General features: G+C 54.1%; 19 protein-coding genes, 2 tRNA genes and 1 pseudogene. 16 read left to right on the forward strand and 6 right to left on the reverse strand.

Annotated elements, in window-relative coordinates:
- Positions 1 to 41: 41 nt before the first annotated feature.
- From JZM60_RS12380 to JZM60_RS12430, 11 genes are all read left to right on the forward strand, one after another.
- Positions 42 to 1130: a glycosyltransferase family 9 protein gene (locus tag JZM60_RS12380; protein WP_207162756.1), complete on the forward strand. Its 1089-nt coding sequence runs from the start codon at positions 42 to 44 to the stop codon at positions 1128 to 1130.
- 63 nt (positions 1131 to 1193) lie between these two features.
- A tRNA-Val gene (locus tag JZM60_RS12385) sits at positions 1194 to 1268 on the forward strand.
- Between the two features lie 73 nt (positions 1269 to 1341).
- Positions 1342 to 3252: a threonine--tRNA ligase gene (gene thrS / locus JZM60_RS12390; RefSeq protein WP_207162757.1), complete on the forward strand. Its 1911-nt coding sequence runs from the start codon at positions 1342 to 1344 to the stop codon at positions 3250 to 3252.
- Between the two features lie 11 nt (positions 3253 to 3263).
- Positions 3264 to 3782, forward strand: coding sequence for a translation initiation factor IF-3 (gene infC / locus JZM60_RS12395; protein WP_207165591.1), 519 nt, complete (start codon positions 3264 to 3266; stop codon positions 3780 to 3782).
- Positions 3783 to 3818: 36 nt separating this feature from the next.
- Positions 3819 to 4016: a 50S ribosomal protein L35 gene (gene rpmI / locus JZM60_RS12400; RefSeq protein ID WP_004511654.1), complete on the forward strand. Its 198-nt coding sequence runs from the start codon at positions 3819 to 3821 to the stop codon at positions 4014 to 4016.
- A gap of 110 nt (positions 4017 to 4126) precedes the next feature.
- Positions 4127 to 4480, forward strand: a complete 354-nt coding sequence (rplT, locus tag JZM60_RS12405; RefSeq protein WP_207162758.1) for a 50S ribosomal protein L20 — start codon at positions 4127 to 4129, stop codon at positions 4478 to 4480.
- A gap of 74 nt (positions 4481 to 4554) precedes the next feature.
- Complete coding sequence (locus JZM60_RS12410) at positions 4555 to 5571, forward strand: phenylalanine--tRNA ligase subunit alpha (RefSeq protein ID WP_207162759.1); 1017 nt, start codon at positions 4555 to 4557, stop codon at positions 5569 to 5571.
- Between the two features lie 71 nt (positions 5572 to 5642).
- Positions 5643 to 8048 (forward strand): phenylalanine--tRNA ligase subunit beta, encoded by a 2406-nt coding sequence (gene pheT / locus JZM60_RS12415; protein WP_207162760.1) that lies wholly within the window; start codon positions 5643 to 5645, stop codon positions 8046 to 8048.
- 95 nt (positions 8049 to 8143) lie between these two features.
- Positions 8144 to 8419, forward strand: coding sequence for an integration host factor subunit alpha (locus tag JZM60_RS12420; protein WP_004511650.1), 276 nt, complete (start codon positions 8144 to 8146; stop codon positions 8417 to 8419).
- 22 nt (positions 8420 to 8441) lie between these two features.
- Complete coding sequence (locus tag JZM60_RS12425; RefSeq protein ID WP_207162761.1) at positions 8442 to 8792, forward strand: MerR family transcriptional regulator; 351 nt, start codon at positions 8442 to 8444, stop codon at positions 8790 to 8792.
- 7 nt (positions 8793 to 8799) lie between these two features.
- Positions 8800 to 8876: transfer RNA gene (locus tag JZM60_RS12430), tRNA-Pro, on the forward strand.
- A gap of 107 nt (positions 8877 to 8983) precedes the next feature.
- Here JZM60_RS12430 and JZM60_RS12435 read toward each other — a convergent pair.
- Complete coding sequence (locus JZM60_RS12435; protein ID WP_207162762.1) at positions 8984 to 9187, reverse strand: hypothetical protein; 204 nt, start codon at positions 9185 to 9187, stop codon at positions 8984 to 8986.
- A 158-nt stretch (positions 9188 to 9345) separates the two neighbouring features.
- A complete protein-coding gene (locus tag JZM60_RS12440; RefSeq protein WP_207162763.1) occupies positions 9346 to 9492 on the reverse strand; it encodes a hypothetical protein in 147 nt (48 codons plus the stop codon).
- 57 nt (positions 9493 to 9549) lie between these two features.
- Here JZM60_RS12440 and JZM60_RS12445 point away from each other — a divergent pair, with 57 nt between their 5' ends.
- Entirely contained in the window at positions 9550 to 9810 is a 261-nt protein-coding gene (locus tag JZM60_RS12445) for a hypothetical protein (protein WP_207162764.1), read from the forward strand.
- Positions 9811 to 9871: 61 nt separating this feature from the next.
- Here JZM60_RS12445 and istB read toward each other — a convergent pair whose 3' ends face one another.
- The 4 genes and pseudogenes from istB to JZM60_RS12465 form a co-directional block, all read right to left on the reverse strand.
- Complete coding sequence (gene istB / locus JZM60_RS12450; protein ID WP_207162069.1) at positions 9872 to 10633, reverse strand: IS21-like element helper ATPase IstB; 762 nt, start codon at positions 10631 to 10633, stop codon at positions 9872 to 9874.
- 16 nt (positions 10634 to 10649) lie between these two features.
- Positions 10650 to 12167, reverse strand: a pseudogene (istA, locus tag JZM60_RS12455) (IS21 family transposase); the annotation flags it as partial.
- Between the two features lie 366 nt (positions 12168 to 12533).
- On the reverse strand, positions 12534 to 13508 hold the full coding sequence (locus JZM60_RS12460) for an ATP-binding protein (protein WP_207162765.1): 975 nt from the start codon (positions 13506 to 13508) through the stop codon (positions 12534 to 12536).
- Positions 13509 to 13515: 7 nt separating this feature from the next.
- Positions 13516 to 14691: a PP2C family protein-serine/threonine phosphatase gene (locus tag JZM60_RS12465; protein WP_241426251.1), complete on the reverse strand. Its 1176-nt coding sequence runs from the start codon at positions 14689 to 14691 to the stop codon at positions 13516 to 13518.
- 274 nt (positions 14692 to 14965) lie between these two features.
- On the opposite strand from JZM60_RS12465, the gene JZM60_RS12470 reads away from it, so the two are divergent.
- From JZM60_RS12470 to JZM60_RS12485, 4 genes are all read left to right on the forward strand, one after another.
- Positions 14966 to 16048 (forward strand): alpha/beta hydrolase, encoded by a 1083-nt coding sequence (locus JZM60_RS12470; RefSeq protein WP_207162767.1) that lies wholly within the window; start codon positions 14966 to 14968, stop codon positions 16046 to 16048.
- On the forward strand, positions 16045 to 17640 hold the full coding sequence (locus JZM60_RS12475) for a GH3 family acyl-acid amido synthetase (RefSeq protein WP_207162768.1): 1596 nt from the start codon (positions 16045 to 16047) through the stop codon (positions 17638 to 17640). Before JZM60_RS12470 ends, JZM60_RS12475 begins: the two co-directional genes overlap by 4 nt.
- Before the next feature lie 310 nt (positions 17641 to 17950).
- Positions 17951 to 18700, forward strand: coding sequence for a 5'/3'-nucleotidase SurE (gene surE, locus JZM60_RS12480; RefSeq protein WP_207162769.1), 750 nt, complete (start codon positions 17951 to 17953; stop codon positions 18698 to 18700).
- Positions 18701 to 18834: 134 nt separating this feature from the next.
- Positions 18835 to 19485 (forward strand): protein-L-isoaspartate(D-aspartate) O-methyltransferase, encoded by a 651-nt coding sequence (locus JZM60_RS12485; protein ID WP_207162770.1) that lies wholly within the window; start codon positions 18835 to 18837, stop codon positions 19483 to 19485.
- Positions 19486 to 19506: the final 21 nt, after the last annotated feature.

Here is a 19506-nt window from a genome sequence, read left to right on the forward strand (position 1 = left end):
CCCGTGGTTAAGATGTTGGCTAAAAAAATGGAGTATCCGGTATGACGGTTTTACAGGCACTTCTCAAACATGCCGATCGCCTTGTCGGTCGCCTGATCATACAGTTGCTTCCACCATCCAGTCACCGTGACGTCCGTCTCCCCCCAATCTCCGTGCTTTTCATCCGTCCGGGCGGTATCGGAGACGCGGTGCTTCTGATACCAGCTGTGAGGGCGCTGCGCCGCTGTTTTCCCGGTGTATCCATCGACATATTGGCCGAACGGCGCAATGCGGGTGTTTTTGTCCTCTGCCCCGGAATCAGCTCGGTTCGCCGTTATGATGTGGCGTCGGAGTTTCGTGCTGCGCTTAAATCCAGGTACGATTTGGTTATAGATACGGAGCAGTGGCATCGGCTTTCGGCCGTAGCTGCCCGGCTGATTCGTGCAGGCGCAAGAATCGGCTTCGTAACCAACGAACGCCGGCGGCTCTTTACCCAGGCTATTCCTTACGAGCAGGACGATTACGAGGCCGATAGTTTCATGCGTCTATTGGCACCGCTCGGCTGTGGCGGTGGAAGGGGGGAGGGGCAGTTCTTGGATGTTGCCGAACGGGATGCCGAAACTGCCGAGAGTCTCCTTGCTTCTTTAAAGAGAAGGGTATTTGTGACCCTCTTTCCCGGGGCAAGCATTGCGGAACGCTGCTGGGGGGGTGGCAAGTTTGCCGAACTTGCTACTCGGCTTCAAAGAAAGGAAATTGCTGTTGTAGTGGTTGGAAGTGCCGTAGATAGTGAAGATGCAGAAACGATTGAGCGGGCTGGTGCACTGAATCTCGCCGGCAAAACAAGTCTTGCTGAAACCGCCGCCGTCCTGGCTCGCTCGTCACTACTCGTCAGTGGCGATTCCGGCATTCTCCATATCGCCGTTGGCCTCGGCGTTCCCACGGTCTCTCTCTTCGGTCCGGGGAGGGAAAAGAAGTGGGCGCCCCGGGGCGACAGTCATATTGTCATTAACAAAGATCTTCCGTGCTCACCATGTACCACCTTCGGCTATACTCCGAAGTGTCCAGTTAATGCCCGTTGTATGGCTGATATATCCGTTGATGAGGTTGAGTCGTCAGTATTGGCTCTCCTTGCCACAAAAAAAATCCAGTGAACCTGACAAAAGCCTTGACTTATCCGGGAGTGGCTGGTATCTAGAGAATTCGTTTTTGCATGTAGGCGCGTAGCTCAGGGGGAGAGCGCTACCTTGACACGGTAGAGGTCGGCGGTTCGAGACCGCCCGCGCCTACCATTCAAACAACTTGCAGCCTAGGCTGTGTAAGGGGCATCGAAGTTCGATGCCTCTTCGTGTTAAGGGGCCAGCGATGGGTGACATTAAGGTTACACTTCCGGACGGGTCGGAAAGGGTTCTTTCTGCGGGCGCCACAGTGCGCGATTTGGCTGCTTCCATTGGGGCGGGGCTTGCCAAGGCCGCCATTGCCGGCAAGATTGACGGGTCGGCTGTCGATCTGGCAGCGCAGCTTGTGGATGGCGCCAAGGTTGAGATTATTACCGAAAAATCTCCCGAGGCTTTGGAGATTATCCGTCACTCTACTTCCCACCTTATGGCCCAGGCGGTCAAGGAGCTTTTCCCTCAGGCAAAGGTTACCATCGGTCCTGCTGTCGAGAATGGTTTCTACTACGACTTTGATGTCGATCACGCATTTACCCCCGAAGACCTCGATAAAATAGAATCGCGCATGCGGGATATTGCAAAGTCCAATCTTAAGCTTGAGCGCCAGGTTCTTTCCAAGAGCGATGCCATCAAGCTTTTCAAGGATATGGGCGAAACGTACAAGATTGAATTGATAGAAGCGATTGCCGATGACACGGTTTCCCTCTATCGCCAGGGCGACTTTGTCGATCTCTGCCGTGGCCCCCACCTTCCTTCCACCTCCAATTGCCGTGCATTCAAATTAACTTCCCTTGCCGGCGCGTACTGGCGCGGTGATGAAAAGAACAAGATGCTCCAGCGGATCTACGGGACCGCTTTTGCTGATAAAAAAGAGCTGGACGCATATCTTGAGCGGATTGAAGAGGCCAAGCGGCGTGATCACCGCAAGCTGGGACGCGAACTCGACCTTTTCTCGTTTTCCGATGAAGTCGGTGCGGGGTTCGTTATCTGGCATCCTAACGGGGCCATGCTGCGAACCGTCCTGGAGGATTTCGAGCGCAAGGAACACCTGAAGCGTGGTTATGACATCGTGGTGGGCCCCCAGATCCTCAAGACCGAGCTCTGGCAGCGTTCCGGCCATTACGAAAATTATCGCGAGAACATGTATTTTACCGATGTGGAGGGGCAGGGGTTCGGCATCAAGCCCATGAACTGTCTCAGTCACATGATGATCTATAAGTCGCATCTGCGCAGTTATCGCGATTTGCCGCTGCGCTTCTTCGAATTGGGGACGGTGCACCGCCATGAGCGCGCCGGGGTTCTTCACGGATTGCTGCGGGTGCGCTGCTTCACCCAGGATGATGCCCACATCCTCTGTACTCCTGAGCAGCTTGATGATGAAATAAAAGGGGTTATATCCTTTGTTAATGACGTTATGGGGATATTCGGGTTCGAGTTCGAAATGGAACTTTCGACCCGGCCCGAAAAGTCAATCGGATCGGATGAGGACTGGGAGCGTGCAACCAATGCGTTGCTGGGAGCTCTTAAGGATTCGGGGCGCCCATATGATATTAATGAAGGGGATGGCGCCTTTTATGGCCCGAAGATTGACATCAAACTACGCGATTCTCTTGACAGAAGGTGGCAGTGTGCTACAATCCAGTGCGATTTTACGCTCCCTGAGCGGTTTGATCTGACTTACGTGGATGCCGATGGAGAGAAAAAGCGGCCTGTCATGGTCCATCGGGTAATCCTCGGTTCGATTGAGCGCTTTATTGGTGTTCTCATAGAGCACTTTGCCGGTAACTTCCCCCTGTGGCTTTCGCCGGTTCAGGCCATCGTGATGAACGTCACGGATAACCAACAGTCCTATGCCGCGCAGGTTTTTGAAACTCTTCGGGCAAGCGGGGTCAGGGTACGGAAAGATTTCCGCAATGAGAAGCTTGGATTCAAAATCCGCGAGGCACAACTCCAGAAAATTCCTTACATGCTAGTTATCGGTGACAAGGAAGTGGAGACCGGGACGGTGACTCCCCGGTTCCGCGATGCTACTAACCTTGCGGCCATGAAGCCCGAGGAGTTTGTCACGTTCTTAACCGAAGAAGTCAAACGTTTCAAATAGGAGGTGGCGCCATAGCCAAGCCGACAGTAAATGTAAATCAAGCCATCAGAGCCCGCGAAATACGGGTGGTTGGAGCAAATAGCGAGCAGCTTGGCATTATGAATCTGAACGATGCCCTGGCGCTTGCAGAGAGTCAGCAACTCGATCTGGTTGAGGTTTCTCCGACCGCTGTGCCGCCTGTTTGCCGGATCATGGATTATGGCAAGTTCAAGTATCAGCAAAGCAAGAAGCTTCAGGAAGCCAAGAAAAAGCAGTCTCATGTCGTGGTTAAAGAGGTCAAGCTTCGTCCGAAGACCGACGAGCATGATCTCCAGTTCAAGATAAAGCATGTACGCCGTTTTATCGAAGAGGGTAACAAGGCCAAGGTTACTTTGGTTTTCCGTGGCCGCGAGATTACCCACATGGATTACGGGATGCGTGCCCTTGAGCGTGTGGCCTCCGAGATTGAGGACATTGCCGTTATCGAGATGAGGCCTAAGATGGAAGGGCGGAGCATGTTCATGATCGTCGCCCCCAAGGTGAAAAAATAGATTTCGCATCATTAAGTATAGAAAAGGAGAAACGTAATGCCCAAGATTAAGACCAACCGCGGCGCCGCAAAGCGCTTCAGAAAGACTGCCAGCGGTAAGATCAAGAGAAACAGCGCCTTCACGAGCCATATTCTTACCTCCAAGACGCGCAAGCGTAAGCGTCAACTCCGTTCGAGCTCTATTGTTGCCGCTGTGGATCAAAAAAATATCGCAAGATTGATCCCCTATAAGTAAAAACGGGGCCGGGATTCATTCCGGTCACCTGTTTTTCATAAGTCCGTGAACCGTGAGGAAGCGCCTCCCCTTGCGGATCCGGCAAAATTCACCTGTAAAAGGAGTAGCTGATGCCAAGGGTTAAACGAGGTTTTAAAGCGAGACGCAGAAGAAACAAGGTTCTCAAACTTGCCAAAGGTTTTCGTGGCGCCCGGAGCAAATTGTTCCGGAGTGCGACAGAGGCCGTAGACCGTGCGCTTAATTACGCATTCAGGGACCGCAAGGTCAAGAAGCGTGATTTCCGTGCCCTCTGGATTACGAGAATCAATGCAGCTTCACGGGCAAATGGGCTTTCCTACAGCAAGCTCATCCATGGACTGAAAAAAGCGAGTGTCGAGATTGACCGTAAAGTCCTGGCGGATCTGGCTGTTTCGGATCCCAAGGGTTTCTCTGAGATCGCCACTGTCGCAAAAACACAGATTTAGTGGAAATTCAGCCGGATAAAAAAAGAAATGGAATGCTCAGCGTTCCATTTCTTTTTTTATAAAGGGTCCTCGTTATGAAAGAACAACTTGATGGTCTTCTCAAGGCCGCTCTCGCGGAAATCTCCGGGGCTGGAACTGAAGAGTCTCTCCAGGAACTAAGAGTTAAGTATCTTGGGAAAAAGGGCGCGATTACAGCCGTTATGAAAGGGCTGGGAGCCCTTCCTCCGGAGGAGCGGCCAATTGTTGGCCAGTTGGTCAATACGGTCAAGAATCAGCTTGAGACACGCCTGGACGAAACACTTGACCGTGTCCGGGATGCAAGTAAGCGCGAGAGGCTTGAGCGTGAACGGATCGACGTTACCTTGCCCGGCCGCAGGACACCCCGTGGCACTAAGCATCCCATAACTCTCGTGATTGAGGAGATATCGGATATATTCTCCGGTCTTGGCTTTCAGGTCGCCGAAGGGCCCGAGGTTGAGCTCGATTTCTACAATTTCGAAGCCCTGAATTTTCCCAAGGACCATCCGGCCAGGGATATGCAGGACACCTTCTTCGTGGATGATTCCATCCTGCTGAGAACCCATACGTCTCCGGTTCAGGTGCGTACCATGCTTAAGCATGCGCCACCGGTAAGGATTATTTCTCCGGGTACGGTTTACCGGTGCGACTCCGATGCCACCCATTCGCCCATGTTTCACCAGATTGAGGGGCTTATGGTGGATAACGGCGTAACTTTCGGCGATCTCAAAGGGATTCTGACTACGTTTGTGACCCAGTATTTCGGAAAAGATATCGGGGTGCGTCTGCGCCCGAGCTTTTTTCCGTTCACCGAACCCAGCGCCGAGGTGGATATCGCCTGTGTCATGTGCAAAGGGAAGGGGTGTCGAGTCTGCAAGGAAAGCGGCTGGCTTGAAATTCTCGGAGCCGGGATGATTGATCCTGAAGTGTACCGTCATGTGGGATATGATCCCGAGGTTATTTCAGGTTTCGCTTTCGGCATGGGGGTGGAGCGTGTTGCCATGCTCAAGTACGGCATTGGAGATTTGAGGCTTTTCTTCGATAACGACGTGCGTTTCCTGCAGCAGTTTTAAAGTGCCGGTGGAACAAACAGGGACTAGAGTTCCGTATTAATTACTAATTATGTCCCGGATAGGGTGAGAATATGATAGTCACATACAACTGGCTCAAGGAATTTGTCGATTTTGACCTTTCACCGCAGGAGCTTGCGGATCTTCTTACCATGCTCGGCCTGGAGGTGGAGGGGGTTCGGCATGTCGGCGGCGGACTCGATGAGGTCGTTGTTGCCGTTGTGGAGGAGAAGGCCCAGCACCCCAATGCGGACAAGCTTTCGCTTTGTAAGGTCAATAACGGCAAAGAGACGCTTGCTATCGTGTGTGGCGCCCGGAACTTCAAGGCTGGCGACAAGGTGGCCCTTGCGCAAATCGGAGCGGTCCTGCCGGGAGATTTTAAGATTAAGCGTTCGAAGATAAGGGGCGAAGAATCCTGTGGGATGCTTTGCTCGGAAAAGGAACTCGGTCTGGCCGCTGAGTCTGAGGGGATCATTATTCTTCCTGCCGATCTTCCGCTGGGAGTTCCTGTGTTCGACGCCCTCGGTCTCAAGGACACGATTTTCGAAATCGGGCTTACTCCAAACAGGGCCGACTGCCTGAGTATCGTAGGCATTGCACGGGAGATTGCAGCAAAACTCGGTACTTCTGTGCGATATGCCCGGCACGCGGTTGTGGAGTCTGATTTTCCCGTTGGCGACCGCGCAGAAGTGTCCGTCGAGGATTCTGAACTCTGCCCACGCTATACCGCCCGTTATATTGCCGGCTGCTCCATCGGGCCGTCGCCATCCTGGCTTGTCAGGCGTCTGGAGGCAGTCGGCATGCGTTCCATCAACAATGTGGTTGATGTAACCAACTATGTTCTGATTGAGTACGGGCATCCACTCCATGCGTTTGATGCCGATCTTCTTGCCGGCAGTAAAATTGTTGTACGCCGTGCTGCTGATGGGGAACGTTTCACTACTCTTGACGGCCAGGAACGCACCCTCACGTCTGGGGATCTTACAATACGTGATGGGGAGCGAGGTGTCGCGCTTGCCGGGGTAATGGGGGGCGAAAACTCCGAGATCCGTCAGGAGACGTCGAATATCCTTCTGGAAAGTGCCTATTTCAACCCCTCTGCAATCCGCAGGACCTCCAAGCGTCTCGGGCTTCACACGGAGTCTTCGCACCGGTTCGAGCGGGGCGCCGACATCGGCATTCTTGTCACGGCTCTTGACCGCGCTGCATCGCTGATTGCGGATCTTGCCGGTGGCCGTGTCGCCAAGGGTGTCATCGATGTCTACTCCTCAAAGGTGCCAAATTCCACGGTCAGGTTCCGTGTTGACCAGTGCAATAAACTCTTGGGTATTCAATTGTCTGCCGGCGAAATGGCGGACATATTCAAGAGGCTTGAGTTTAACGTCGAAGTTGTTGAACCGGGGGTGTTCAATGTAACCGTGCCCAGCTTCAGGGTCGATATTGAGCGCGAAGTGGATCTGGTGGAAGAAATCGCAAGACTGAGCGGCTACAACACGATTCCCGTGACCATGCCCATGGCCCGAGTCATATCGGACCGACCAACCCATCATCAACGCCTGGTTAAGCGTTTGAAGAACGTTATGGTCGGGCAGGGTTTCAACGAAGTAATCACTTTCAGTTTCATGTCCCCGGAGGTTCTGGATAAGCTGCTCCTGGGCGACGGCGATTCCCGCAGGCCCTTTGTCCGCCTGCGTAATCCCCTCGTGGAAGAGCAGTCCGTGATGCGCACTACGCTTCTTCCCGGGCTTCTTGAAACGGTTGCCAGAAATCTTAACTATCGTGTGCTGACGCTCCGGATGTTTGAGCTGCGGCGCGTCTATCTTCCCGTAGAAGGCGAAGAACTTCCCAGAGAACCCCTCTGCCTGGGCGGAATCATGACTGGAGCCCGCCATCGCGAAGGGTGGAACCAGGAACGCCATCAGGTGGACTTTTATGATGCGAAGGGAGTGGTCGAGAATATTCTCGATGACTTCTCCATAGGGGATGTAACATTTGTCCAGGAACGTCGCGATCCATATTTCCATCCGGGAAAGTCATGCGTCGTCCGGAGCGGTAAAGAAATTCTCGGTTCCTTCGGCGAACTCCATCCCGATATTCAGGAAAATTTCGGCATTGATCAACCCCTCTATTATCTTGAGCTGGATTTTGAGAAGCTTGCCATGCTCAATTCGGATCGGGTCACCATCAAGCCTCCTTCCCGTTTCCCCGATACATTCCGCGATATTGCCATGCTCATTGCGGATGAAACTCCCGTGTCGGCCATTCTGGAGTGCATTAACGCTTTAAGAATCAAGGAGGTTGAATGTGCCGAGATATTCGACCTCTACAAGGGGAAACACGTGCCTGAAGGATTCAAGAGCGTTGCAATCAGAATCAGGTACCGTTCGCAGGAGAAGACACTTGCGGATGATGAGGTTTCTCCACTGCACAAACGTGTGGTTGATACGCTGGTGAAAAAGTTAGAAGTGACGATACGTTAAAAACAGGTTGATTATCTTGGGCTGCTGTGCTATAAATCCTGTCGCCTTCGGTAAGCGCGATATATTTTGATAACTTATTGATTTTGAGGGAGTATATGACCAAGGCAGATATTGTTGAGCAGATATACGAGAAGGTGGGATTTTCAAAGAAAGAATCCGCTGAGCTTGTTGAGCGGGTCTTTGGTCTTATCAAGGAAACCCTCGAAAATGGTGAGAAGATCAAGATCGCCGGTTTTGGTAATTTCGTTGTCAAGGAAAAGGCCGACCGTCGTGGCCGAAATCCTCAGACCGGTGATGAGATAATCATATCCGCCCGCAGGATTCTCACGTTTAAGCCGAGTCAGGTCCTCAAGTCCTCGATCAATTCCTGAGAAGTTCTTCCCCGGAGGGAAGTTGGAGGCCAATCTTCCTGATAAACAGTATTTCAGGATCGGAGAGGTTGTGCGATTAACGTCGCTCAAAGCCTCGGTGCTTCGGTTCTGGGAAACTGAGTTTAAGGAGTTGAAGCCACCCAAAAGCCGAACGGGGCAGCGACTCTACACAAAGCAGGACATTCAGCTTCTTCAGGAGATAAAGCATCTCCTGTATACTGAAAAGCTGACCATTGAAGGTGCCCGTAAGAGATTAAAAACCGATTGCAAGAACGACTCAAAAGTTGATTCAGATGATGCAAGCGGTCTTTTGAAGGTTGTAAATGAAGTGCGGCAGGAATTGGAAACAATCCGCCGAATGTTGTCGCAGTAAAATATATCGGGGCGTAGCGCAGCCTGGTAGCGCACCAGACTGGGGGTCTGGTGGTCGCTGGTTCGAATCCAGTCGCCCCGACCAGACAAATCACAACCAGATAATGTGTTGTGAAGGATTAGGCCATTCCAAACGGGGTGGCCTTTTTCTTTTTGTGGCCCCTGGAGTGGCGTTTCCACTCCATCGGTCCATTACACTGCGCAGCAGTAATCTTCCGGGTCCATTTCAGTATCGATGCTGTCGAGGCTCTTGACGTCATCGTGCATCTGCCGCAGCGCCACAAGTGCTGAAAGAATCAGTTGGTCGGTCTGACGGTGGGGGCAGCTCTGAAGAGCGTTCTGGAGGGTCTCAATCGCATTGTGGGTATGTCTGTGTAAGATGGTTACGGTATTCATTGATTACGCTCCTTGGTTATTATGTTGTTGATGCCGGCAGGGGAGATGGAATGTGCCCCTTTAGGTCACTGCCAAAGTATGGCGGGGGACTGTTCATATGGAGTTTTCGGGAAGAACGGGCTTTGCGTTTCAGTCCCCGCGTACGGATGGTTGTATCGTCAACTGTTGAGCATGTCGGCGATTTCCTTGCCGTAGTAGGCTATATTCGCCTCTCTGTATGAATCCCTGAGAGTTCGCAGTTTTTCGATCTGACGGTCCAGTTCCGAGAGACCTGCTATGGTTATATCCCAATTCAGTATGTTCATGTTTAAGCTCCTTGGAAGAGCCAGTCAGTTCACTGCTCGGCAGTGGCCAGGAGAAAGATGCCCGTCATTTTGAACAAAATCATGTTTACCTGGCTGAGCCCGCGGATGCTGATGCTGGCACTTTTGTCATCCCTGATTTGTTTCATGAACCTGAGAAGAAAAGCGATACCCATTGAATTGATTCTGCCGGATTTGTTGAAATCGCACCGGACGTTCGGCCCGTTTACCATGCCCGCCAGCTCGCGGAGTGCATTCTTGCGTATTCCGGTGAAAGCGGCCAGTCGAACTGACGTGATGGCGGCCACCGTTCCGCTGTGAATACGGCCAGCGTTCCGGTGATTCCGGCCAGTGGTGAGAGAGAGTCTCGGGGTGTGGGTTTTTACTCTGTCACAGTTTCTGTTTTCTGGTCAAGCACGGATCGTTTTCGTCTCATGGATTCACCCCTCAGTTCCAGCTTGTAGGCATTGTGCACCAGTCTGTCCAGTATGGCGTCAGCCAGAGTCGGATCCTGCATGGCATCATGCCAGGCCCTCACCGGCAGCTGGCTGGTGATAACGGTTGCCTTGCGGTCATAACGTTCCTCGACGATCTCCAGCAGTTCCCGCTGTTCCTCCCGCGTCAGGGGAGAGATGAGCATGTCGTCCAGAATCAGCACCTCGCATTTGGTTAGCGGCGCAATGATCTTGTTGTAGCGGCCATCGAGCCTGGATACCGCGATCTCCTGAAGCAGCCGCGGCACTCTCTGGTAGAGAACAGAGTGACCGTCCCGGCAGGCTTTCTGTGCCAGCGCACAGGCCAGGTAACTCTTGCCGGCGCCGGTCGGCCCGGTCACCAGGATGTTGTGATGGCTCTTCACCCACTGATTCCCGGCAAGGGACATGACCTGTGAGCGGTCAACACCTCTTCCCTGGCGGAAGTCCAGATCCTCGATCGAGGCAGACAGCCTGAGCTTGGCGTTCTTGAGTCGGTTCTGCATCCGCCGGTTTTCCAGATCGGTCATCTGGTAGTCCACGATCAGGCCGAAGCGCTCTTCAAAGGAGAGCTGTGCCATGTCCGGGCATTGCATCTGGTCCGCAAAGGCCCTAGCCATGGCTGTCAGTTTCATCGAGTTCAGCTTCTCGATGGTCGGTTGTGTCAGCATACAGTTTCCTTTCGTCGTTGTAGTAATCCGTGCCCCTGATGTTCTCGTGGGCAACCGGAAGTAGTTCCATCTGTTTGGGTAGCGCCTTCTGATCCAGGTTGTTCTCTAGGATCGACTTGATGCTTCTGTAGGTGACGCCTTTAATGGTGACTGCCCGTTCACAGGCCGCCTCCAGACGTTCTTTGGTATAGCGCTTCGCAAGCGAGATGATCCCCATGCAGGATCGGAAGCCGTGCTCGGGATATGCCTTGCGTGACAGAATGGTTTCCACCACCTGTGCCGTCGCTGTTCCGGTCTGGGCGGCCCAGGAGATGATCCGCTCCGGTGTCCACTCGGCGAACTCACGGTGGGCTTTGGGCATATGCTCCGGTGTGGTGGTGTGTTTGCCCTGGACAGATGACTTGGGATGGGAGGCAACCCGGTTTCCCTTGTAGAAGCACTCGACGATCGTCTCGGTGTAACGCACATCCACCTGTTCCTTCACCAGGCGATGCGGGACGCTGTAGAAGTGCCCTTCCAGTTCGACATGGTAATCGATGTGCACCCGGGCCTTCTTCCACTGGGCATACTCATAGGGTGTTTCCGGTAAAGGCAGCATGGCCGGAAGGTCAATCTCCTCGAACCGGCTCTGTCGGCATCCGGGCAGCTTCCTGAAGGGGCGGTTGTTCAGAAGGAGAAGGCGTTCACGAATGGCGGCATTGGCTTCGGCCAGGCTGAAGAAGGTCCGGTTGCGCAGGCCTGCCAGGATGAAACGCTGGGCAATCAGCACGCCCCCTTCGACCTTGGCCTTATCCTTGGGATGGCGTACACGGGCAGGAACGATGGCGGTGCCGTAATGATCGGCAAGTGCCGCATAGGTGGGGTTTATATCGGGTTCATAGCGGCAGGTCTTGGTGACGGCGGAGAGCAAGTTGTCGGGAACGATGCAATGCGGGACGGCGTCCATAAAACCGAACGCCCGCACATGGGATCCGGTCCAGTCTGCAAGTGACTGGGTCCAAGTGGCATCGGCATAGGTCTGGTTGCTGCCGCCCATGACACCCACGAACATCTGGGCGTCCCGGACCTCGCCGGTGGTGGCGTCCACAACCGGTACCGTCTGGCCACTGTAGTCGACAAAGAACTTCTCGCCGGCACGGTGCTCCTGGCGCATGGAGCGGTCGAGCTTCTTTCTCCATTGCCGGTACAGTTCGCAGAACTGGCTGTACTGGTAACCGGAGGGTTCGCCCTCCTTGTACTCCTGCCACAACAGCATGAGGGTGAGCTTCTTATGTTTGACAAGTTCATCGTGCAGAGCCCGCCAGTCGGGTTGGGGCAGCTTGCGGGAGGCTGGGTTGACAACGGGGGGATAGAGGCGCAGTTCAAGGGCTTCATCATCGAGATCGGCAGGCAAAGGCCAGGAAAAACCGGCGGCGACTGCCCGGTTGATGGTGTCATCCACGGTGCTCTTGCCGACACCGCAGGTCCTGGATGTATCACGCCGGCTCTGGTTACACGACCAAACAAGGCGGAGTATCTCTCGTATCTTTCGCATGGTAACTCTTTCTCTCGGCATCACGCCCTCCTCGTTATTCAATCAAGGAAGGCAGGATACCTGTTGGAGTTACCCCGCGACTACACTCTCATTTTACACTGGCCGGATTGCTCCGGAATGGTGGCCGCAATCAAATCGGAATGCCGGCCGGTTTCCCGTCGGAACGGTGGCCGCTTTCCCGCCGGAATGGTGGCCGGATTCGTCCGGAATACGCAATTCTCGGCCCTGGAGTCAATTATCCCGTAAAATTGAACAATTTCCGTGAGCCCTTCACGTGTAACTACAACTCTGAAATCTGTTTCCATGTCTGTTCTCCTTTGTGTTGTATGCTCCCTCCTCCCTGAGTTATGCATTGATTTGTATGGTTCAGGCGCAGGCGCGCAGCGCCTCCATGTGGAATCCCTTTGCCTCGGGCAGCTCCCCCGGCGTGGCGAGGCGCACTTGGCCGCTCACGACGGTTTCCCTGCCTGGTGCTATGGAGACGTAAAGATGATCGACGAAGCGCCAGATGAGGAACAGGCCCAGTCCGCCGTCCGTTGGTGGCAGTCCGTCTCTGTCCCTGTTCTTTTCAAGATGCCCGATTATCTCCTCCGGGAGGAGGCTTCCCCATCCGTCGCTGACTTCTATTGCCAGGTTCTCTCCGTCAAAGCCGAAGCGAACTTCGATCCTTTCACCAGGGAGAATTTCACGTCGCTCACCCTTGCGGAAGATCCGGGTGCCGTCGCCGTTGCGGGGGGCACCGTAGAGGGCATTTTCGATCATCTCGTCGGCTATTAGGGCTGCCCGCTGCCGCAGGAACTCCTCTTCGGTCGATTTTCCGTTAATAGTATTCTCAAGATGTTTTATGAGGGGCTCTTTCTGATCGCTGGAGGTAAGAGTGAATTCACTGACTGTTGTCCCCTGACGTAGACAGGCGTACATCCGTTCATGTCTGTCGGCTGTCAGGGATTTAATGGCTACGCTTAACGGAGGATCTACCGGGCCGATGCCTTGCGAGAGGGGGAGGGGGGATGTTGGTACAACGACGAGATTTCTGATGCCGTCTCTGAAGAGTAGAGCGATGTCGGGGAACGGTTCGAATGCCGGTGAAATTAGCAGAATCTCCGTGCCGGGGAACAGATTCCGGATGAGAGTAGTAATGCCGAATCCCTTGTCGGGGTAGAATGAGGCTGACAATAGGATGAATTGCGGTTTCGGCACTGACCGGCATATTGTCTTGAACGGCGAATGGGCCGATTCTTCCGTTACAATGGAGACTATGCCGGGGATGGAGGCCATGTCGGATTTCCAGCGCCGTTTGTCGGTATCGTTTCTGAAGAATGCTAGGATGGGCGGATTCATGGCTATGTCATCTCTCTGGTTTGTTGTCGAACGAAGCGATAAGAATTGCCACATCGTCATCGAGGGTGTCGCTGGCGGAGAATGCGTGAATAACGGTGAACAGTTTCCGTTTCAGTTGGTCAGCCGGGCTTTTTCCGTGTTCCTGAAGGATGGCCTCGAACCGTTCGTAGCCGAATTGGCATCCCATCCTGTCGGTGGCTTCCACTATCCCATCGGTATATATGATCAGCCTGTCTCCCTCCCGGAAAGGGATCGTCCTCTCGGTGTAGATTCCGTCGGACTCAAGGCCCAGGGGAAATCCCGAAACTTCCTCGATTCGCTCAAGACATGGTGGAGACGTGCGGGAGAGATATGGAAAGGTGTGGCCGGCGTTGGCGATGGTGGCCGTCCGTTGCTGCTGATCGATGTTGATGACGACGCAAGTCATGAGGAGGTTCTGGTGGGCAGTGGCCAGAATCGCGTTGTTCATGCCGAACAGGAGTTGAGCCGGAGTGGTGGCGCCGGTCGCTATAAGGGTATGGAGGCTGGCTTTGGCAGCGGTGGTGACCATTCCCGCCTGGATTCCGTGTCCGCTCACATCTCCCATGACAATGCAGACCGTTGAATCGGAAAGACAAATGTAATCATAAAAATCTCCTCCGATTTCCGTGGAGGTGGTCATGCTCGCAGTTATGGCCAGGCGGCCAAAGCGGGCAGAATCGAGGGGGAGAAGATCCTGTTGGGTACACCTCGCATTTTCGACCTCCGCTCTTATACGGGCGGTGAGGCAGTTGAGAGTTTCCAGCAACTCAGCCTGGTTTCTGGATATGCTCATCATCAGTTCCGCCACCGAGGCGATGCCGACGCATCGCATGCCGTCCATAACCGGGAATGAGTCGGTTTCAAGGGATGGATCGGCTTCAATGAGCCGTTCCAGTGCGCTGTTTATGTCAATGGATGCATTCATGGCAAGAGGGTGTTCGTCAAGCAGCACCCTGATCGGTTTTTTCCCATAAAGTTCCATGGCGAATGGCCGCCCGAGATGCTTGAAAGTAAGAACTTTACGGTTGATAATCCCCAGAAATTCACCATTATCGAATACCGGCAGGGTGAGAAGCGTAGCATCGCCCTGGAAAATACCGACAACTTCCCGTACCGTTGCGTTTGGAGAGACTCCGGCAACCGGCACCGCAATGTCACGCAAAACCGGCAAACCGGTTCCACAATATTCCGTCATTAACAATCCATCCTTAACCCGCTGATCTAGTTAGGCGTATTCGTTCATCGCACATCTCATGAAGCATTATCGTCGGGTAATGTCATGATGGCGTTACAGTCGGGTGAATATTGCCTTGATTATTCACCAGGCATTCTCCTGTTCACATCGAATCCACCGGAGCCACACGCTTTTTTCCCGTCTGCCACCGAGCTGTAACCGGCCGCTGGCATAAGAGAAGAAAACGACAGGAGAGCCGACCATGATCACAAATGCCGTCATCCCCCTGGCCCGAAGAGCTATTGTCACTCACCCCGCACTTATGGGAATGGCAACCGCCACCTCCGGTTTTATCAGGCAAATGGCCATAAAGACGTTTTCGCCAAAGTTCAGGCGCCGGCAATTGGCTTTGGTGAGCGAACTGCCGAGTATACATACCGTCCGCAACCACCTGTTCAAGGAGAAGGGACAAGGGGAAGTTCCTACAATTGTTGTCGGTGGGTTCGTCCCCGATGCCACAGAGGCGGTGGAGTTCCAGCGGGAGATCTTTCGGCGTTACGGCTCCATTTACTACATCAATTTCTCCCGCTCAGGATTTTCGGCTCCGTACTTTTTCGCCCAACTGGCGGACCTGGTCGAAGAACTTAACCGCAAGGGACAGAAACCGGTAATTTTTTCCGTCAGCTTCGGCTGTAGCCTGGTAGCCCGGTTTTTCCGGGAGGGGCATGCCGCAGACCTCTTAATTAGAGGCGCTGTTATGACGAGTCCGGTGCTCTGTATTGAAGATTTGTTGCGGCCGGAAAGTGAGCGACGCGGAGGAGTCAGGATGCTGGAGAGCAACCTGCGGCGGATTCTGCAGACCGAAACCAATGATGGTGATGAGTTGAACCGCCGGATCGAGCGAGCCCGCCGCTGCTTCCAGGCCCTCTTTGATGCTGGAGCTGAGAACCGCGTTTTATCGAACCGGCACTTATCCATAAGGAAAAAGATCATGGGAGTTCTGGAAAGCACTTCCTGTCTTGGCGGTTACGAGAGGGTCATGGCTCTGCGGGATGCCCCGGCGACAACGGATGGCATCGTCTTCGGCGGGCCGTCCCTGGTGCTTCTGGCCGAGAAGGAAGACGAAATCCTGGTCCCCGCTTCCCCCACGTTGTCTGCCCTCCGGGATGAAAATGCCCGTATGCGGCTATTTCCACGGGGCAAGGTGCGGACCGTTACCTCCCCGGTTAGCGGCGACGCCGTGGCCCATGCGTCACTCATCTTTCATCAGCACTGCTATAATCCGTTTATAGAATCATGGTACGACCGCCTCTCGACACCTCTGCTCCTGGCGGTGGTTTCATGACTGTTAACTCACCTTTCAGAACTCTGACCGCGCCGGCCCTGGATTTGATGCTGAAGAGCGGCGCCGCGGCCTTTGCCCGGAATTTCGAGTCCCGCGACCCTTTTGCGAGCCAGCGGGAGATTCTTCCACGTCTTGTGGCCACCGGGGCGGCCACAAGATTCGGCCGCGACCACGGCCTGGCCGAACTGGCAGGCGAGCCCTTCGACCGGCTCTATGCCGAATTCCGCCGGAGGGTGCCGATTCGTACCTACACCGACTTTTGGGATGAATACTTCTGCTCCGGCCTCCGGGACGAGCAAGGAGGTAAACGGCTCAATCTTGAGGATGCCACCTGGCCGGGGAAGATTCCCTTTTTCTGCGAGACCTCCGGCACTACGGCTCCCACCAAATACATTCCATTCTCCCGGGAAATGTTCGCCGCCAACAAAAGGGCCGCCCTGGACATGACCGCCTGTTACCTCAACCGCAACCCCAAGAGCCGCCTCTTCCAGGGGAAGCTCCTCTATATGTCCGGAAATACGAACCTGACAGACTTGGGTGACGGGGTCCGAAGCGGCGACATGAGCGCCATCACCCTGCGCCATAGCCCATTTTTCCTCAAGCCGTTCATAGCGCCGGGGATGAGAATATCCGCCCTGCCGTGGGAAGAAAAGGTGACGGAATTGGCCGGGCTGCTTCTTTCGGACCGATCCATCCGTGGGATTTCCGGCGTTCCACCATGGGTCATTTTACTGTTGCAGCGGGTGGAAGAGATGGGGCACCGCCCCCTTTCGGAGCTTCTGCCGAACCTCGAACTCATCATCCATGGCGGCACCAGCATGAAGCCTTACCGCAGGGAGTTTGAGGTTCTCTTTCGCGATCGCCTCCCCAAGTGCCTGGAGGTACTCCCTTCATCGGAAGCGTTCATGGCTTTTCAACTCCTGGGAGAGGAGCGCATGCGCCTCGTCCCCCACTACGGAGTATTTTTCGAGTTTGTCCCCTTCGAGAATTTGGGCGAACGGGGTGTGCCGGCTCCCGATGCCCCGGCGACCACCCTGGAGGAGATAGAGATCGGGCGGCGCTATGCCGTGATTCTCACCACCTGTGCTGGGCTGTGGCGCTATCACATCGGCGACACCATCCGCTTTACCGACCGGGAGCCGCTCTTCATTGAATTTACGGGGAGGGACAAGTTCCTGGACCGTTTCGAGGAAAAAGTGACCCAGGGGGAGGTGGAAGAGGCGGTGGCCCGGCTCAACCGGACAGTCGGCATAGAGGTTAGGGAGTTCATGGTCGGCCCCGATATTACTAACCGGCGGCATATGTGGGTGCTGGCGGTTGGAGAAATGAACGAGCGCGATGGCGAAACCCTGGCGCGTCTTCTGGATGCAACGCTTAGGTCTCTGAATGCCGACTACGCCACATTTCGGGAACAGGGACGCATAGCTGTGCCGCGGGTTGTAACTGTGGGTGACGAAATCATCTACCGCTGGTCAAAAGAGGTGCGGGGAAAGTTCGGCGGTCAGAGCAAAATCCCCCATATCGACCCGACGGTCGAGGGGGAAATGATCTTGAGCCTTGCAATGTTCGCTGAGCAGTCTCAGCAGCCGTGATAAAAACTAGCTGGCCGCCCAGTAGGGAGCCAACCGCTTTTTTCAGTTGTCATTGAGTATTGTTTTGAGAGCTTGAGCCACGAGTTGTTCATTATTCGGTTTTTCATGTGGACAATGTCTTCCTGCTGTGAAAAAATCACACACCAAATGCCCGGTTATTTGCCATAATTCCAGTTATGAACTGTGGATTTACTGGTTGCAGGTTAAAGTTCTGTTACCCCGGCCATTTTCACATTTTTACCGTAGACGGTTTCGAGCTCCGAAACGGTCTATTTTTTTGCCGGCTCGCAGTTGATTATTGGGGGTAAGCATGAAGATTCTTGTCACAAACGACGACGGAGTGCGCGCTCCCGGGATCAGGGCTCTCGCTGATGCGTTGCGGGCCGTGGCGGAGGTGGTAGTTGTTGCTCCTGACCGTGAGCGAAGTGCGGTTGGGCACGCTTTAACGCTCCATCATCCACTCAGGGCCAGCGAAATCCGCCCATCGATTTTCGCTGTGGACGGCACGCCGACCGATTGCGTCAACCTTGCTATTCATTCGATCCTCAGGTTCAAGCCTGATCTGGTGGTTTCCGGCATTAACTGCGGAGGAAACATGGGTGATGACATCACCTATTCGGGGACGGTTTCCGCAGCAATGGAGGCGACACTCATGGGGATACCGGCATTGGCGGTGTCGCTTGTGACTTCCGGGCGCGGCGAGAACTACACGGCGGCGGCTTCCTTTGTGGCTAAACTCGTGCATATGGTCGCAGTCAACGGGTTGCCGGGGGATACACTCCTTAATGTAAATGTTCCCGACCTTCCGCAGGAACAACTTGGATGTCCTGTGATTACCACACAGGGCAAGAGAGATTACGAAGGGAAAATCATTACCAATACCGATCCCCGGGGCCGAAACTATTACTGGATAGGGAATGGCGAGATGCAGTTCCGGGATATCGAAGGCACGGATTATTACTCTGTCAAACGTGGCTGCATTTCAATTACTCCATTACATCTCGATCTTACCAACTACGCTTCCCTGTCCAAGCTGAAAACCTGGGATTTTCTGTCGTAGGGCAACGCATGTTGAAATGCCAATTTGCTCGTTTTTTCACCCAAGTGTGGCGTCGCTTGTACCCGCATCCTAATGCTGGACAGCGTCCGGGCGGTCTGTTATAGTCTGCCTTTCAGCGAATATAGGGGATTTACATGAATTTTGACATCGCTCGAAAGCGGATGGTGGAGTCTCAAATCATCTCTCGCGGCATAAAGGACCGGCGTCTCATCGAGGCGATGCTGAAAGTTCCCCGCCACGTGTTCGTTGAAGAGGCGATGGCTGCCCAGGCATACAGCGACACACCCCTTCCCATTGGGGAGAAGCAGACCATATCGCAACCCTACATGGTTGCCCTCATGACCGAACTCTTGCAGCTGTCCGGAAGCGATAAGGTGCTTGAAATCGGTACCGGTTCGGGATATCAGGCGGCAATTCTTGCCACTTTGGCAGATCGCGTCTACACCGTTGAGCGGATACGCCCTCTGGCGTTAAAGGCTCGTAAGGCCCTCGACAGTATCGGCCTTCTGAATGTGAACATCAAGATATCCGATGGTACGGTCGGCTGGGAAGAGGAAGCTCCCTTCGATGCCATAATAGTTACGGCTGGAGCTCCGGATATACCGGAAAAGCTTGTGGACCAGCTGAAACCAGGTGGACGGCTCGTGATACCGGTGGGGAGTCAGTTCGAGCAGATTCTTGTAAGGGTAATAAAACAAGAGGATGGTTCATTTGTCCGTGACGATATAGCCGGGTGCAGATTCGTCAAGCTAGTTGGCAGGTATGGGTGGGGCACTGAAGAGTGATCGGTTAAAACCGCTTCGCTG

Source organism: Geobacter benzoatilyticus, from assembly GCF_017338855.1.
GTDB lineage: Bacteria > Desulfobacterota > Desulfuromonadia > Geobacterales > Geobacteraceae > Geobacter > Geobacter benzoatilyticus.